At 35.3% G+C, this 15,707-nt stretch carries 13 protein-coding genes; 3 read left to right on the top strand and 10 right to left on the bottom strand.

Going from position 1 to position 15,707, the window contains the following annotated elements; translation table 11 throughout:
- Nucleotides 1-76 precede the first annotated feature (76 nt).
- The 8 genes from ABEB31_RS01155 to ABEB31_RS01120 all read right to left on the bottom strand — a co-directional run bounded on the left by ABEB31_RS01155 (nucleotide 77) and on the right by ABEB31_RS01120 (nucleotide 9,835).
- Entirely contained in the window at nucleotides 77-805 is a 729-nt protein-coding gene (locus ABEB31_RS01155) for an LOG family protein (protein WP_347049479.1), read from the bottom strand.
- Between the two features lie 361 nt (nucleotides 806-1,166).
- Nucleotides 1,167-1,454 carry a type II toxin-antitoxin system RelE/ParE family toxin gene (locus tag ABEB31_RS01150; RefSeq protein ID WP_347050030.1) on the bottom strand — a complete coding sequence of 96 codons (288 nt, stop codon included), beginning with the start codon at nucleotides 1,452-1,454 and terminating at the stop codon, nucleotides 1,167-1,169.
- A 15-nt stretch (nucleotides 1,455-1,469) separates the two neighbouring features.
- Nucleotides 1,470-1,700 (bottom strand): addiction module protein, encoded by a 231-nt coding sequence (locus ABEB31_RS01145; RefSeq protein ID WP_347049478.1) that lies wholly within the window; start codon nucleotides 1,698-1,700, stop codon nucleotides 1,470-1,472.
- A gap of 29 nt (nucleotides 1,701-1,729) precedes the next feature.
- Nucleotides 1,730-4,561: an excinuclease ABC subunit UvrA gene (gene uvrA / locus ABEB31_RS01140; RefSeq protein WP_347049476.1), complete on the bottom strand. Its 2,832-nt coding sequence runs from the start codon at nucleotides 4,559-4,561 to the stop codon at nucleotides 1,730-1,732.
- A gap of 100 nt (nucleotides 4,562-4,661) precedes the next feature.
- Nucleotides 4,662-5,615, bottom strand: coding sequence for a Fic family protein (locus ABEB31_RS01135; RefSeq protein ID WP_347049474.1), 954 nt, complete (start codon nucleotides 5,613-5,615; stop codon nucleotides 4,662-4,664).
- Nucleotides 5,616-5,674: 59 nt separating this feature from the next.
- Nucleotides 5,675-7,459: a chloride channel protein gene (locus ABEB31_RS01130; protein ID WP_347049472.1), complete on the bottom strand. Its 1,785-nt coding sequence runs from the start codon at nucleotides 7,457-7,459 to the stop codon at nucleotides 5,675-5,677.
- 71 nt (nucleotides 7,460-7,530) lie between these two features.
- Nucleotides 7,531-9,219: a gamma-glutamyltransferase gene (gene ggt / locus ABEB31_RS01125; RefSeq protein WP_347049471.1), complete on the bottom strand. Its 1,689-nt coding sequence runs from the start codon at nucleotides 9,217-9,219 to the stop codon at nucleotides 7,531-7,533.
- A 31-nt stretch (nucleotides 9,220-9,250) separates the two neighbouring features.
- Entirely contained in the window at nucleotides 9,251-9,835 is a 585-nt protein-coding gene (locus tag ABEB31_RS01120) for an acyl carrier protein phosphodiesterase (protein ID WP_347049469.1), read from the bottom strand.
- Between the two features lie 204 nt (nucleotides 9,836-10,039).
- On the opposite strand from ABEB31_RS01120, the gene glmM reads away from it, so the two are divergent.
- Nucleotides 10,040-11,428 (top strand): phosphoglucosamine mutase, encoded by a 1,389-nt coding sequence (gene glmM / locus ABEB31_RS01115; protein ID WP_347049467.1) that lies wholly within the window; start codon nucleotides 10,040-10,042, stop codon nucleotides 11,426-11,428.
- Between the two features lie 69 nt (nucleotides 11,429-11,497).
- On the opposite strand, the gene ABEB31_RS01110 is transcribed toward glmM, so the two are convergent.
- Together ABEB31_RS01110 and ABEB31_RS01105 are read right to left on the bottom strand one after the other, a co-directional pair.
- A complete protein-coding gene (locus tag ABEB31_RS01110; RefSeq protein WP_347049466.1) occupies nucleotides 11,498-12,976 on the bottom strand; it encodes a glycosyl hydrolase in 1,479 nt (492 codons plus the stop codon).
- A 202-nt stretch (nucleotides 12,977-13,178) separates the two neighbouring features.
- A complete protein-coding gene (locus ABEB31_RS01105) occupies nucleotides 13,179-14,051 on the bottom strand; it encodes a lysophospholipid acyltransferase family protein (protein WP_347049465.1) in 873 nt (290 codons plus the stop codon).
- A gap of 112 nt (nucleotides 14,052-14,163) precedes the next feature.
- On the opposite strand from ABEB31_RS01105, the gene ABEB31_RS01100 reads away from it, so the two are divergent.
- Together ABEB31_RS01100 and ABEB31_RS01095 are read left to right on the top strand one after the other, a co-directional pair.
- Nucleotides 14,164-14,802, top strand: coding sequence for a rhomboid family intramembrane serine protease (locus ABEB31_RS01100; protein ID WP_347049464.1), 639 nt, complete (start codon nucleotides 14,164-14,166; stop codon nucleotides 14,800-14,802).
- Between the two features lie 51 nt (nucleotides 14,803-14,853).
- The gene (locus ABEB31_RS01095) at nucleotides 14,854-15,546 is read left to right on the top strand and encodes an SIMPL domain-containing protein (protein WP_347049462.1); all 693 of its coding nucleotides are present in this window, start codon (nucleotides 14,854-14,856) and stop codon (nucleotides 15,544-15,546) included.
- Nucleotides 15,547-15,707: the final 161 nt, after the last annotated feature.

Here is a 15,707-nt window from a genome sequence, read left to right as displayed (position 1 = left end):
TACGATACTTTAGGTATTTGAGCCCCAAACGGCGAATATATTTATTATGAAATATTTTCTGCTGAAAAAAAAAATTTTAGAAATTCGGACTAAGATCGTATTTTTTGTAGAACTTATCTAAAGCCTCAACAACCTCATCTTCAGTGTCTACAATCTTAAACAAATTCAAATCGTCTGGGCTTACGGTTTGCATTTTTTCAACCAAAACTGTTTTTACCCATTCGATTAGTCCAGACCAAAATTCAACTCCGACTAAAATAATTGGGAATTTTCCAATTTTCTTGGTTTGAATTAATGTTATGGCCTCAAACATTTCGTCTAAAGTTCCGAAACCACCCGGCATAACAACAAAACCTTGTGAATATTTGACAAACATAACTTTTCTCACAAAGAAATAGTCAAAATTCAGGTTTTTATCGTGATCAATATAAGGGTTAAAATGCTGCTCAAAAGGAAGTTCAATATTCAGTCCAACCGAAATTCCGCCGCCTAAATGTGCACCTTTATTTCCGGCTTCCATAATTCCGGGTCCTCCACCTGTAATTACACCGTAACCTGCCTTACTAATTTTGAAAGCTATTTTTTCAGCCAGTAAATAATATTTGTCGTCCGGTTTTGTTCTGGCCGATCCAAAAATAGAAACACACGGACCAATACGACCCATTGCTTCGTAACCATTTACAAACTCCGACATAATTTTAAAAATCGCCCAGCTGTCATTGGTTCGGATCTCATTCCACGTTTTTTGTTTCAAACGGTCCTGAATTACTCTATCTTCGTCATTATCAAAATCTTCTAATCTCATTTTAGGTATTTTAGTTTATTATTTTATTTATGTTTTTTTTCATCCTGAGCGTAGTCAGAGGAAGAAGCTATTTCCTGCTGTCCGCTGTATCTTTTGTGGTGAACCCCACCACAAAAGGATGCCGCTCCCATCAGGGCTAGGGCAGTTGGTTCAAAATAAACAATTGGTTTAATTGAAAAATCTTTCTTTAAACTTTACATTTTTCAGAAAAAGCGGACACTAAATTAACTCTTTTTTCCAGAATTGTTACAGAAAACACAAATTATAATCCAAAAGTAATCTTATGATAATAATCAATTTGAGACTTTTGATTCATTATCAGTGAATTATGTTACTTTTTGGCGCTAAATATTTTTTTGCTTTATCTCTTTTCGGAATTCCAAATTTCTGGATTTCTGCTGGTGTGGAATATAGAATAAATCTCTACAACATTTAATTCTTCATTTACTATATAATGAATCATAAATGGAAATTTCTTAACAAGCATGCATCGAATATTCTGATAACGAATGGTACATACAAAGGGATATGTTTTTAAATAGTTAATCTGAGATTTGACTTGTTTATGAAATCTAGTCCCTAAATTTTGCGATTGCTCACTATACCACTTAACAATTTCCCTCAAATCTTTTAAGGCGTTCTCATCTATCTATCTGGTACATTTTTATTGAATAGGTAAATCTGAAACTTCATCCCAATCAAGCATTCTTTCAGGTGAATTTTTACTTTTTTCAATTCTGCTTAAAACAATCCTCTGATGTTCTTCAGGTATTTCAAAATCATTGTCTTTCCAAATTACATCATTGAGTTTTAATTTTTCAGCAGGAGATAATTGTTTAACTACTTTTAGTAATTCTTTAAAATCCAAATCTACTTTTAAACTTAAACCGTTCATAATCAAAAATATTTTGTAAATATTAAATACTAAGATAATTCTTTTTTCAAAAACTTAGCCGTGTAACTATTTTTATTCTTAGCTACTTGTTCCGGAGTTCCTTTCGCGATCAGCTGCCCACCGCCTTTTCCGCCTTCGGGGCCAATATCAATAATATAATCGGCAAGTTTAATAACGTCCATATTATGTTCAATAACCAGAATCGTATTTCCTTTATCAACCAGTTTATTGATGACTTCCATTAAAACGCGAATGTCTTCGAAATGCAGCCCGGTTGTAGGCTCATCTAAAATATAAAATGTATTTCCGGTATCTTTTTTAGATAATTCTCCTGCAAGTTTAATACGTTGCGCTTCTCCACCAGAAAGTGTTGTACTTTGCTGACCAAGTGTGATATAACCTAAACCTACATCCTGGATCGTTTTGATTTTTCTGTAAATCTTCGGAATATTTTCAAAAAACGGAACTGCTTCATCAACTGTCATATCCAAAACATCAGAAATGGATTTTCCTTTGTAACGAATTTCCAGGGTTTCTCTGTTAAAACGTTTTCCCTGACAGGTTTCGCATTCAACATATACATCTGGCAGAAAGTTCATTTCAATAGTTCGTACACCAGAACCTTCACAGGTTTCACAACGTCCGCCTTTTACGTTAAAACTAAAACGCCCGGCTTTGTAACCGCGAATCATACTTTCAGAAGTCATCGTAAACAGATTTCTGATTTCGGTGAAAACCTCTGTATAAGTTGCTGGATTGGAACGTGGCGTTCTTCCAATCGGACTTTGGTCAATATCGATAACTTTATCTATATGTTCTAAACCTTCAATTTTTTTATAAGGTTGTGGTTTTTTAACTCCGTTAAAATAATACGCATTCAGAATCGGGTAGAGGGTTTCGTTAATTAAAGTCGATTTCCCACTTCCAGAAACTCCCGTAACACAGATTAATTGACCAAGCGGAATCTCAATTGAAACATTTTTCAGGTTGTTTCCGGTCGCTCCGGTTAGTTTTAAGAATTTGCCGTTTCCTTTTCTTCTTTCTTTCGGAATCTCCAACTTCATTTTACCATTCAGGTATTGAGCGGTAATAGTATCCGATTTTAAAGTTTCCTCCGGTGTTCCAATACTAATGATTTCACCACCATATTTTCCTGCTTTTGGCCCGATGTCAATTACATAATCTGCTGTTTCGATCATGTCTTTGTCGTGCTCGACAACAATAACCGAGTTACCAATATCACGTAATTGTTCCAGTGATTTAATCAGTTTTTCGTTATCTCTTTGATGTAAACCAATACTTGGCTCATCTAAAATATATAAAACTCCAACCAATTGTGAACCAATTTGTGTAGCGAGACGAATACGCTGTGCTTCACCACCCGAAAGTGATTTTGAACTTCGGCTTAAAGCCAGATAATTAAGTCCAACATTCATTAAAAAGTTCAGTCGGTCTTTAATTTCTTTAACTACTTCAGAAGCAATTAAAAGCTGTTTGTCAGATAAATGACTATTTAAATCCTGAAACCAGGCTGTTAAATCCGAGATGTCCATATCACACAATTCGGTGATATTTTTGCCATTCACTCTAAAAAATTGTGCTTCTTTTTTCAAACGTGAACCTTCACAAACCGGACATGGAATTTCATCCATAAAATCTTTTGCCCAACGTTTAATGCTGGTTGTGGCGCTTTCGTCATATTGATTTTTGATGAAATTAGAAATTCCTTCAAAATCAATTTTGTATTCACGGGTTACACCAAGATCTTTTGAATTTACCGCAAATTTATCTTTTCCGCCATACAAAATCATCGTCATGGCTTCTTCCGGAATTTTCTCAATGGCATCGGTTATTTTAAAACCGTATTTTTCTCCAATGGTTTCCAGTTGTTTGAAGATCCACGAAGATTTGTATTCACCCAATGGAGCAAATCCACCGCCTTTAATAGATAATTTCGGATTTGGGATAATCTTTTTTACATTGATTTCATTCACAGTTCCTAATCCGTTACAGTGTGGACAGGCACCTTTTGGTGAGTTGAATGAAAACAAATTTGGCTCCGGATTTTGATAAGAAATTCCGGTTGATGGGCACATTAAATTTCTACTGAAATAGCGCACTTCATTCGAATCCTGATCTAAAATCATCAAGACATCTTCGCCGTGGTGCATGGCAGTATTTATACTTTCTGCCAGTCTTTTTTGGGTGTCTGGGTTATCTTCAATAACCATTCTGTCTACTACAATTTCAATATCATGGGTTTTATAACGATCCAGTTTCATTCCTGAAACCAAATCCTGAACATCGCCATTTACACGAACTTTCAGAAATCCCTGTTTGGTGATCTGCTGGAATAATTCTGCATAATGTCCCTTTCTGGCTTTAATGACCGGCGCAAGGATATTGATTCGTTTTCCATTATAATCTTCAATAATCAGATCTTTTATCTGTTCATCAGAATAGGAAACCATTTTTTCGCCGGTATTGTAACTGTATGCATCAGCTCCACGAGCGTATAAAAGCCTAAGGAAATCGTAAATTTCGGTAATAGTTCCAACGGTAGAACGCGGACTTTTACTGGTTGTTTTTTGTTCAATTGCAATAACAGGAGAAAGTCCGTCAATCTTGTCAACGTCCGGACGTTCCAGTCCGCCAAGGAATTGTCTGGCATAGGCCGAAAAAGTTTCAACGTATCGACGCTGACCTTCGGCATAAATAGTGTCAAATGCCAATGATGATTTTCCTGAGCCTGATAAACCGGTTATTACAACCAGTTTTTCGCGCGGAATAGAAATATCAATGTTTTTTAGATTGTGAACTCTTGCACCAAGAACTTCTATAGTATTGTCTTTTTCTAACATAATTTTGAGCAAAACGCAAAGTTACCACTTTGATTTGGTCTTTTTGTGCTCGATAGCAAAACTTTATGTTACAATTAATAACAAAATAAGCTATTATTGATTAGCGTTTTCTTTGCCTGTTTTGCATATAATTTTCAATTGCTTCCTTGGTTGTGTACCAATTTCTGCCTTCTTTATATGCGTCAATTTTACCTGTTCTGGCCAATAAACTTATATATTCTTGTCCGTATGGCGTCTGCGGTTCACGTACGATGTCAGAAATTTTCTGAAAATCATTATCGTAACCTGGCATCGAATTCAAATAAATATTTAATGTTCTTTCTAAAGCCTGACACATTAGAAGTATAAGTTTATGATAATTGCCATTATTGGCTTGATTTAGAGCTTCGTAGTATTTTTTTTGGTCATTTTTTAAAATAATAGCCGGGGGAAAACCACAACGCATTAAAAGTAAATTCATACTCAAACGGACTGTGCGTCCATTTCCATCAAAAAAAGGATGAATCCAGACTAGTTTATGATGGTAAAGAGTGGCTAATTCTACATCATTTAAACCCAAAGGATTTGTATTAACAAAATCAATCAGTTCATCCAAAAAATCTGAAACCTTATTAGCATTTGGAGGCATAAAATTAGCGCCGGAAATGCGAACGCCTCCATTGCGAATTCTTCCTGCAAAATTATCTTCAATAGATCTTAACACTAAACCATGTATTGAAAGTATATCGATACTTCTAAGTTTATAATCTTCGCCAACAATCGCATACAGATAATCAATCGCTTTATCGTGATTGTGAGTTTCAAAATGTTCTCTAAGCGATTTTCCTTTAATGGTAATTCCTTCCTGAATAACCATTTGAGTTTCTCTTAAACTCATTGTATTTCCTTCGATACTATTGGAGTTATAAGTCCATTCTAAAGATAAGCTTTCGCGGATTTTATTCAAGGCGATGTTAGGCAGCGGTCTGCTGTTCTGCAGATCCTGTCTTTTTTGATACAATCTTTCAAAGGTTGATTCAAATTCTGAGCGATATGTTAAATCGATGTTCCACATCCGACAAAGATAATTTTTAATATCGGATAAATAAAATTTTTAACTTATCCGATATTAAGCTATTCAATTGTCATAGAACGTAGTTTGGTTCTGTAAGCTTCAAGCGCTATGGATTTGGAGATAAAGCCGTGATATTTTCCATCTCTTAAAACCGGAAGAAAAGCCGATTTTGTGGTTTCGAATTTACGCATTACAATTTCCATACTATCGTGAGATGAAATTGTAGCCAGTGGTGTTTTCATTACATCCTTAATCAAAGTATATTTTACACGATACGCATTAAAAATAATTTCTCTGATATCGTTAAAATGCACGACACCAACGAGATCTTTGTCATGATTTACAACAGCAAAAACAACCTGATTAGAATGTGAAATCAAGTCGACTAATTTGCTTAGATTCTCCTCCGGATGCACGGTTAAATAGTCACATTGAATGATTGCGTCAATATCCAAAGTCGATAATATGTTAGAATCCTTATTACTGGTAAATGCGTGGCCTTTCTTGGCAAGGCCTTTTACGTCAAGCGAATATTTTTCGAAACGTTTTGAGATCGCAAAACTTATAGAGGAAACTATCATAAGCGGAATCATCAAACCGTAACCTCCTGTAATTTCTGCAATTAAGAATATGGCCGTAAGTGGCGCGTGGAAAAGACCGCTTAAGATTCCGGCCATTCCGACCATTGTAAAATTAGAAATCGGAAGTTTTGATAATCCGATTAAGGAAATAAATTTAGAAAAGAAATAGCCCAAATAAGAACCTAAAAATAAAGAAGGGGCAAAGTTTCCTCCGTTTCCTCCACTTCCAAGTGTTAGTCCGGAAGCAAAAACTTTCATCATCATCGTCGCACCAACAAAAAGCAGTAAAACCCACTGATTGTTTCTAAAATCGGCAAACAATGTATTATCCAAAATTTTCCCCGGATCTGCTTCAGAAAGCGTTTTTATACTTTCATATCCTTCACCAAAAAGTGTCGGAAAAATAAAAATTAATAAGGCTAACAGCGAAGAACCGATCAAAGCTTTTTTATACGGATCGATCTGCTGTTTCGAAAAATAATGTTCGACACGTTGAAAGTTACGGGAATAATAAATCGCCGCTAATCCCGTCAGTACTCCCAAAAGTACGTAAAAAGGAATGTTATGAAAGTCGAATGTTTCTTGCTTTTTAAAACTCAATAAAATGGTTTCGTCCAGGACAATAGCAGAAACCAAAGCACCAGTTGCAGCAGAAATCATAATAGGAGTAAAGGCAGAAATACTTACATCGACCAATAAAACTTCGATTGCAAAAAGCACTCCCGCTATTGGCGCGTTAAAAGCGGCTGCAATTCCTGCTGCAACTCCACATCCAATTAATAACGTTCTGTCTTTATATTGTAATTTATAATTTTGCGCAAAATTAGAACCAAATGCAGCACCGGTAATCACAATCGGACTTTCTAAACCTGCAGAACCTCCAAGGCCAACAGTCAAGGAACTGGTAACAATTTGGGCGTACATTTGCTTTTTCGGAATTATACTTGCTTTTTTTGCTACGGCATATAATATTTGAGAAGTTCCTTTTTGAATGGTTCCATTCAGCACTTTTTTAACCACAAAAACAGTTAATAAAATACCTACGATTGGCAAAATACTATTGATGAAGCTTAATTTTAAAATTTCGTTAATGTATGTTGCGAATGAAAAAACACTGTGCGCAAAGGTTTTCAGAACAATTACCGCAAGGGAACACGATATACCAATTAAAACACTTGATAAAAAAATAAACTGCTTTGGGGTCATTAAGGATTGTGCCAAAGCAATTATGCTTTCGAGTCTTCTGAAATATTTTTTTAACATTTGGGTTTTTAAATTATCGGTTTTACAAAATTAGGTTATAATCTTAGATAAAAAAACAAATAGGGGAACTATTAAAATCCAACAGCCTTATCATCGCCTCTAAAATCGGCTCCTCCTTCGAGTTTTTTATCCGGTAAAACTAAAATAGCATCTACTTTTCCTATTATAGGAGTTGGCTTTTCATTGATCAGGTAATTTTTGGATTTGAGTTTGTCAATTGTTCCGGATTCAAAAGTATTGGGTTCGAAAGTTATTAAATCTGGAAGCCATTGATGATGAAAACGAGGTGCATTTACAGCTTCCTGCATGCTTAGATTATATTCGTAAACATTTAAAATTGTCTGCAAAACAGAAGTTATAATCGTCGAACCGCCCGGTGTTCCTACCACCATAAATAATTTTCCGTTTTTCTCGACAATTGTTGGCGTCATCGAACTCAGCATTCTTTTTTGAGGTGCAATACTATTGGCTTCGTTACCCACTAAACCAAACATATTTGGAGAACCTGGTTTGGCACTAAAATCGTCCATCTCATTATTAAGGAAAAAACCCAATTCGTCACAATAATATTTAGAACCGTACCCATCATTTAATGTCGTAGTCGCGGCAATTGCATTTCCGAACTGGTCTACGATAGAATAATGTGTGGTTTCGGTACTTTCAGCATAATTTACAGTTCCTTCTTTTATTTCAGAAGAAAGAGTTGCTTTTTCAGGATTAAAACTTACCATTCGGTTGGTTAAATATTCTTTTGCCAATAATTCTTTTACCGGGATTTTGACAAAATCAGGATCACCCAAAAAGAAACTTCTGTCGGCATAAGCTCTTCTCTCAGCTTCAATAATGAACTGAATAGCCTCGGCTGTATTGTGTCCCATTTTGGATAAATCATACGGTTCCAGCATTTTTAGAATCTGGGCCAGACAAATTCCTCCGCTGCTTGGAGGCGCCATTGACGTAATTTTTAAATCTTTATAAGTAAACTGTAAAGGTTTTCTCCATTTGGCTTCGTATTTTGCTAAATCTTCCAGCGTAATAATACCGCCTTTTTGTTTCAGGTATTTTACCAGTATTTTTGCAGTTTCACCTTTGTAGAATTCATTTCTTCCTTTTTTCTGAATTCTTTTTAAAGTCTTTGCAAGCGCCGGATATTTTATAGTATCATTTTCTTTGAAATTTCCTGAAAGCAGCGAGTTTTCTCCGTTTATTTTTACAATACTTTCGTGATAATCCTTTAAGCTTTTTTCTTGTTTCTTTGTCACCACAACACCTCTTTCTGCCAGTGCGATTACAGGTTCAAGAATCTTTGCAATTGGCATTGTGCCATATTTTTTATGAACAGCAAAAACGCCTGCAATAGTTCCCGGAACGCCAATAGCCAAAGCGGTTTCGGTACTTTTGCCTTTTATTACATTTCCATTTTCATCCAGAAACATGTCTTTCGATGCTGCTAAAGGCGCTTTTTCGCGATAATCCAGGGAACCTGTTTCGCCATTTGCTTTTCTGTATACCATAAAACCGCCTCCGCCAATGTTTCCGGCAAACGGGAAAGAAACTGCCAGCGCCAGTTCTGTCCCGACCATTGCGTCAAAAGCATTACCGCCTCTTTTCATAATGTCGGCTCCGATTTTTGAAGCTTCCTCACGGGCAGAAACCACCATCGCTTTAGTGACAACTAAACCTGTTGGATGGGGGTTTGCCTGCTGTGCCTGAATATTAGATATAAAAATAAATGCCAGTAAAAGCGTAATTTTTTTCATATTATAATGAGATTTAATTGAAATAAAGCAATTAAAGAGCGTTTAATTTTTCTTTAGCTTTCACTTTAATTTCTTCGAAGAATAATGTAAATTCCTGTTCAAATTCGTCGTAAAATTCTCTTAGTTCTTCAACGGCAAACTGCATTTTAGAAATGTTCTTAGAGCGACGGTCCATTTGAGTAAGGATTTGATGAATTCCTTCGACTGTACGATAACTCAATAACCAGTTTCTTTCAATCATATACGGCATTAAACCCTGTGTTTTCTCAGTTAGAATATCATAATTCTCATGTAATGAATTATAAAATCTATGGATAAAATCTTCCAGTTTTTCATCAGAATATTTTGCCCAGTTTTTTGCCAGAAAATGATCATATACAATATCTACAATAACACCGGCGTAATGATGGTATCGGTCATGTAAGCGTTTGGTGCTCGTTCTGAAAATATCGTGGGAATCGGTATAAGTATCAATAAACCGATGCAGTAAAATGCCTTTTTGAACATCTTCTGGAAAATGCGCGAATTGTTTACCGCGAATTCCATCGGCCATAAAATTCCCAATTTTAATCAGATCGTTTTCTCCGGAAAGATATATATGGGCTAGGAAATTCATTTTTCTTAAAGTTTCTGAGATACTTAGCGACTAAGTTTCTAAGTTATTTAGTAAATGTATAAAAACTTTTTTAAATGGTTTTGTTATAAAAATAGTCTTCTGAAAGTACTTTCTTATAGTTTTATGTGAATTCTTGCAAACTTAGCGCCTCAGTAACCCGGCAACTTTGTTATATTTGTAAAAAAATAACCCTAACTCATAAAAATGACTTTAATAAAATCTATTTCCGGAATCCGTGGAACGATCGGAGGAAAAGTCGGAGACAATCTTACTCCTGTAGATGCTGTGAAGTTTGCATCTGCATACGGAACTTTCTTAAAAAATAATATTGCTAAAGATAAATTGACTGTTGTAATTGGCCGTGACGCAAGAATTTCGGGACCAATGATTCATAATTTAGTTGTGAATACTTTAATTGGTTTAGGAATTAATGTTATTGACCTTGGACTTTCCACAACACCAACAGTTGAAGTTGCCGTACCACTTGAAAAAGCAGATGGCGGAATTATTTTAACGGCATCGCATAATCCAAAACAATGGAATGCGTTAAAATTATTAAATGCAAAAGGAGAATTTTTAAGCGGTGCAGACGGAGCAAAAATTCTTGAAATTGCCGATGCAGAAGCTTTCGATTTCTCGGATGTAGATAGTTTAGGCGAAATTACAATTAATGATGCCTACATGGATATTCATATTGATGAAGTCCTGAATCTTCCATTAGTAGATATCGAAGCGGTTAAAGCGGCTAAATTTAAAGTGGTTGTGGACGGTGTAAATTCTTCGGGAGGAATTATCATCCCGAAAATTTTAAAATTAATGGGAGTTGAAGTTGTCGAATTATACTGCGAACCAAACGGACATTTCCCACATAATCCGGAGCCGTTAAAAGAGCATTTAACGGATATTTCTGAATTGGTTGTAAAGGAAAAGGCAGACTTAGGAATTGTGGTTGACCCGGATGTTGACCGTCTGGCTTTTATTTCTGAGGATGGAGAAATGTTTGGTGAAGAATATACTTTAGTTGCCTGTGCAGATTACGTTTTGAGTAAAACTCCGGGAAATACAGTTTCGAATATGTCTTCTTCTAGAGCTTTGAGAGACGTTACCAATTCTAACGGCGGCAGCTATGAAGCAAGTGCAGTAGGAGAGGTAAATGTGGTAGAATTAATGAAGAAAAATAATGCGGTAATTGGTGGTGAAGGTAATGGCGGAATCATTTATCCGGAATTGCATTACGGACGTGACAGTTTGGTTGGAGTGGCGTTATTCTTGACACATTTAGCAAACAAAAAAATGTCAGTTTCTGCGTTGAGAGCTTCATATCCTGAATATTATATGAGCAAAAATAAAATCGAACTGACACCTCAAATCGATGTCGATGCGATTCTGACTCAAATGACAGAAAAATACAAAAACGAAGATATTTCTACAATTGATGGTGTAAAAATTGATTTTGCTACAGAATGGGTTCATTTAAGAAAATCAAATACAGAGCCAATTATCCGTATTTATACCGAAGCGCCTTCTCAGGATGCTGCAGATAAATTGGCATTGAGAATTATTGATGAAATAAAAGTAATTGCCGGAATTTAATACTTCGGCTATAAATAATATCCTCTTTTTGAAATTTCAGAAAGAGGATTTTTTTATTGAATAATTAATTTAGTTTTTAATTATTTTGACAGACTTTTTAATGTTGCCATAAGAAGCATTTACAATATAAACGCCAGGCGCGAGTTTTTCGCCGATTTTAATATCTTCATTCGTAAAATAATCGCTGGAAGAAAAGCAGATGTCACCTTTCATATCAATTACTTTTAAGGTTAGAGGCTCAATCACTTTAGATTTTATATGCAAAGTCGATTGGTTTTTAACCGGATTTGGATAAATCGTAAAACTATCCTGGTCTAAACTATGATCCTCACCTCCCAAATTTGCGGCTGCGACATCAATAAAATTGAAATTTAAATCGTTTGTTTTAAAATGAATTCTCAAATAAACTTCACCCTGAGTAAGTGCAATTCCATTAACGGTTTTATTCCCCCATGTCTGGTAGTCTCCTGTCGCGGTAAAAGTTTCGTCTGTTTTTACTTTGATGCCGTTTACGCTAATGTCAAATTTACCATCGGCAAATGCCGCCATTCTAAAAGTCATATTATAAGTTCCGGCTTGAGCAACATTAAGCATAAATTCATTCCAGTCACCTGCATTGCTAAAACAAACATTCTGACCTGTTCCTGAGTCAGTTGTAGCTTGTAGTCCTGTTCCTTTTCTTCTATAGTGTTTGTTTGCCGTAATTCTGCCGGGAACCGTCATTTTTTTAGAATTGTACGGTACATTGATATATTCGGTTCCAATTGGTCTCAAAACACCATCTGCTCCCAAAAGTTGGCCTTCCTGCATATCGGTCCAGTTAGAAGGAACTCTTCCCGTAAACCACGAGTAACGGTAAATATCCGGATCGTTTTCAAAACTGGTAAGAATCTGTTTCATAAATGCAGTTTTATCTGCAGCGCTTTGTATCACCCGGTTTGCAAATTCGGTAACCCAGATAGGGCGGTTGAATTTTTTAAGAAGTCCGGTAACGCCAATTACAGATCCCGCGGTATCATCATAAGTATGAAATGCGATATAATCTACCTTGCAGTTTGGGCATAATTGAAAGAACTGATTGTGCCATACCACCGGATCTGAAATTCCGCCATAGTTCGCAGGACCGTTATAAGCTGGTGAAGCACTCACAATCTCCAGGTTTTTTGCTGCCGCTATTTTTTCAATATTTCCCCAGGCATTTACCGCTTCCTGAGGTGTTAAACGTGCACCGTCATTAAAATTAGGTTCGTTAAACGCAAGAAGGTATTTTGCGCCCGGTTTTATTTTATCGATAAAGGCCTGCAGATCCGCATCACTGATTTTGCCCCACGCCATTGGTACAAATTCAACTGATAAGGATTGATAATCAGGATTAATAGCAGTTTCCGGTTCTGGTGACCAGTTGTACCACCAGGAAATGCCTGGCTGTAAAGCCAGAATATCATTTTTGGAATGATTTCCGTAAGCGATTCCTCTTTTCGGACTTTGTGCGGAAACTGTCCAAAAACAAAACGATATTGAAATGCAAAGAAGTAATTTTTTGATCATGGTTACTAATTTTTGTTTTATTAGATAGATTAGAGAATTCAAATTTAAATTGTTTCTCTTTTTTATCCATTTTAAAAATCATTACAAAAACACATCAAATAAGCTATACAGGATATAATTTGGAGATCTAAGACTTTCATAAAAAACAAAAGCCCGAAAAACAGTTTTGCTTTTCAGACTTTTTGTTGATTTGTTTGGTAGATTATTTAATGCGGTGCTTCCATCTTTTGTGCGTCCATAAATAAAATTCAGGAGCTTCAAGGATTTGTTTTTCTAATTCCTGTAAATACATTTCGGTAATTTCAAAATCTTCAAATTGTTTCGAATCATCTGCAAGAGTCAAAAATGTAGCTTCATAATATCCTCTTTTTACTTTTGTTACTTTTACCATTATAACAGCAAGATCATATTTTTTTGCCAGCATTTCTGCTCCCGTATGCACAGGTACTTCAATACCAAGAAAGGGCATAGAATGAAAAATTCGGTCCAGTTTGGGCGACTGATCGCTTGCGAGTCCGTACATGCTTAAAATTCCGTCACGCTGGTTTTGCGCCATGGTTGGGATTGCTTTTCGGGTTTCAATTAGCTCAGTGTCATATTTTGTCCGGATTTTTCGAATTAATTTATCAAAATACGGATTTGCAAGTTTTTTATAAATGGCAACTCCCTGAAAGCCAATTTTTTTATTTATAGTCAGTAACCATTCGTAACTCGCATAATGCGAAGCTACCAGGATGACACTTTTTCCTTTTTTTGCATAATCCAGTACCAGATCTATATTAGTTACATGAAATCTCTTTTCCATTTCTTCGGCTGAGATACTCATGGTTTTAATCATCTCCAAAAACATATCACACATATGTTTGTAGAATTTCTTTTCAATTTCCTTTCTTTCAGAAATAGTAAGATGTGGTAAAGTAAGCGCCAGGTTTTCGCGCACGACTTTTTTACGATATCCTATAACTCTGTAAACCAGAAAGTATACAAAATCGGAGAACAAATAAAATATAGGAAAAGGAAGTATAGAAATCAGCCAAAGTAAAGGGTAGGCTAAAATGTAAACGAGAAACTGCATCTAATTTTTTTTTACAAAGATAAATGAAAAATGATTAACGATGGATATTTTGCAATCTTGCTAACTTATCTTTAAGAATGATTATATTTACAATTCACAATAATTATTATTTATGAATATCATTTTAGTGGCGATTATCATTGCAAACGCTGTTATAAGTTACAAAGGTTTTAATGATCTTTATTTTTTTAGGAAATACGAATTTCATGTAGGAAGTATTCGTTCCGGCGAACAAATCAGAATGTTATCATCGGGTTTTTTACATGTAGATATGATGCATTTGATTTTCAATATGCTGACACTTTACTTTTTTGCTCCCGTAGTTTTAAACTGGCTTGGTAACTTTTCTTTTGTTTTAATTTATTTCGGAAGTTTGATTTTCGGAAACCTTCTTACCATGTTATTGCATAAAAATGATTACAGTTATCGTGCCGTTGGAGCTTCGGGTGCAGTAACAGGGGTTTTGTATTCGGCGATATTATTACAGCCTGATATGATGCTTGGAGTATTTTTTATTATCCCGATGCCAGCCTATATTTTCGGAATTTTATATTTATTATATTCCATCTACGGAATGAAGGCTAAAAATGACAATATTGGCCATACAGCACATTTTGGAGGTGCTATTGGCGGATATTTAATTACATTGATCAAACAGCCCTCCCTGCTTACAGACAATACATTGATGGTGATACTATTGGCGATTCCGATTTTGATACTTTTTGGAATGGCAAAATTAGGAAAACTGTAATGCTGGCACAACTTTTGGAATGCTATAACTAAATATTAAAATTTAACAAAAATGAAAAAACTAGTATTATTTTTAACAATCATGTTTATGACTATGTCTTACGGCCAGGAAATCAAACAAATACCTCTAATTAATGTTAATGGAGAGGGAAAAGTAAAAGTTGCTCCGGATCAGGTTTGTATTTCTGCTTCGGTTGAAACAAAAGGGAATAATGCTAAAGACGTTAAAAAACAAAACGACGAAAAAATGGATGCGGTTCTGAAATTCATCAAAAAAATGAATATTCCAACAGCAGATTTTAAAACAAAACAAGTAGCTCTTAATCCGCAGTACGATTATGAGAAAAAGAAAACTTCTTATAATGCTACCCAAACTGTTGAAATTGTAGTTAAAGATTTGTCTAAGTATGATGAATTAATGGAAGGTCTTGTTCAGCAAGGTATTAACCGTATTGACAGAGTTTCTTTTGAATCTTCTAAGTTAGCACAATACCAGTCTGAAGCAAGAAAACTGGCGATGAAAGATGCAAAAGTTAAAGCCGAAGAATACGTTTCTGTTTTAGGGCAAAAAGTAGGTAAAGCATTTACAATTTCTGACAATTCTCAGGTTTACCATCCGCAACCAATGTATGCTGCGATGAGAATGAAAGAAGCAGATTCTATGGGAGGCGCTTCTAATGAAACCCTTGCAATTGGAGAAATAGAAATTACAGCAAATGTGAGCGTAAGTTTTGTTTTAGACTAAACCTTATAAAATTTCAATCCCGGAACTTCGGGATATAATCCAAATTTCGGATCTCTCCGGAATTTGGATTTTTTGTTTAAAAGAATTTCTAAATAACTTTTTAATGAAATTTTAATGGTTAGAAGGAAGTTTCAGCTTTCTTTTTTCTTTAATAATTCTTA

This window comes from Flavobacterium olei (assembly GCF_039749035.1).
In the GTDB taxonomy this organism is placed as follows: Bacteria; Bacteroidota; Bacteroidia; order Flavobacteriales; family Flavobacteriaceae; genus Flavobacterium; species Flavobacterium olei.
This window is presented reverse-complemented; position numbering and strand designations above follow the sequence as displayed.

Bases quoted from the DNA above. Each gene is read 5' to 3' on its own strand.
- ABEB31_RS01155 (WP_347049479.1), bottom strand. From the start codon at position 805: ATGAGATTAGAAGATTTTGATAATGACGAAGATAGAGTAATTCAGGAC.
- ABEB31_RS01145 (WP_347049478.1), bottom strand. From the start codon at position 1,700: ATGAACGGTTTAAGTTTAAAAGTAGATTTGGATTTTAAAGAATTACTA.
- uvrA (WP_347049476.1), bottom strand. From the start codon at position 4,561: ATGTTAGAAAAAGACAATACTATAGAAGTTCTTGGTGCAAGAGTTCAC.
- ABEB31_RS01135 (WP_347049474.1), bottom strand. From the start codon at position 5,615: ATGTGGAACATCGATTTAACATATCGCTCAGAATTTGAATCAACCTTT.
- ABEB31_RS01130 (WP_347049472.1), bottom strand. From the start codon at position 7,459: ATGTTAAAAAAATATTTCAGAAGACTCGAAAGCATAATTGCTTTGGCA.
- ggt (WP_347049471.1), bottom strand. From the start codon at position 9,219: ATGAAAAAAATTACGCTTTTACTGGCATTTATTTTTATATCTAATATT.
- ABEB31_RS01120 (WP_347049469.1), bottom strand. From the start codon at position 9,835: ATGAATTTCCTAGCCCATATATATCTTTCCGGAGAAAACGATCTGATT.
- glmM (WP_347049467.1), top strand. From the start codon at position 10,040: ATGACTTTAATAAAATCTATTTCCGGAATCCGTGGAACGATCGGAGGA.
- ABEB31_RS01110 (WP_347049466.1), bottom strand. From the start codon at position 12,976: ATGATCAAAAAATTACTTCTTTGCATTTCAATATCGTTTTGTTTTTGG.
- ABEB31_RS01105 (WP_347049465.1), bottom strand. From the start codon at position 14,051: ATGCAGTTTCTCGTTTACATTTTAGCCTACCCTTTACTTTGGCTGATT.
- ABEB31_RS01100 (WP_347049464.1), top strand. From the start codon at position 14,164: ATGAATATCATTTTAGTGGCGATTATCATTGCAAACGCTGTTATAAGT.
- ABEB31_RS01095 (WP_347049462.1), top strand. From the start codon at position 14,854: ATGAAAAAACTAGTATTATTTTTAACAATCATGTTTATGACTATGTCT.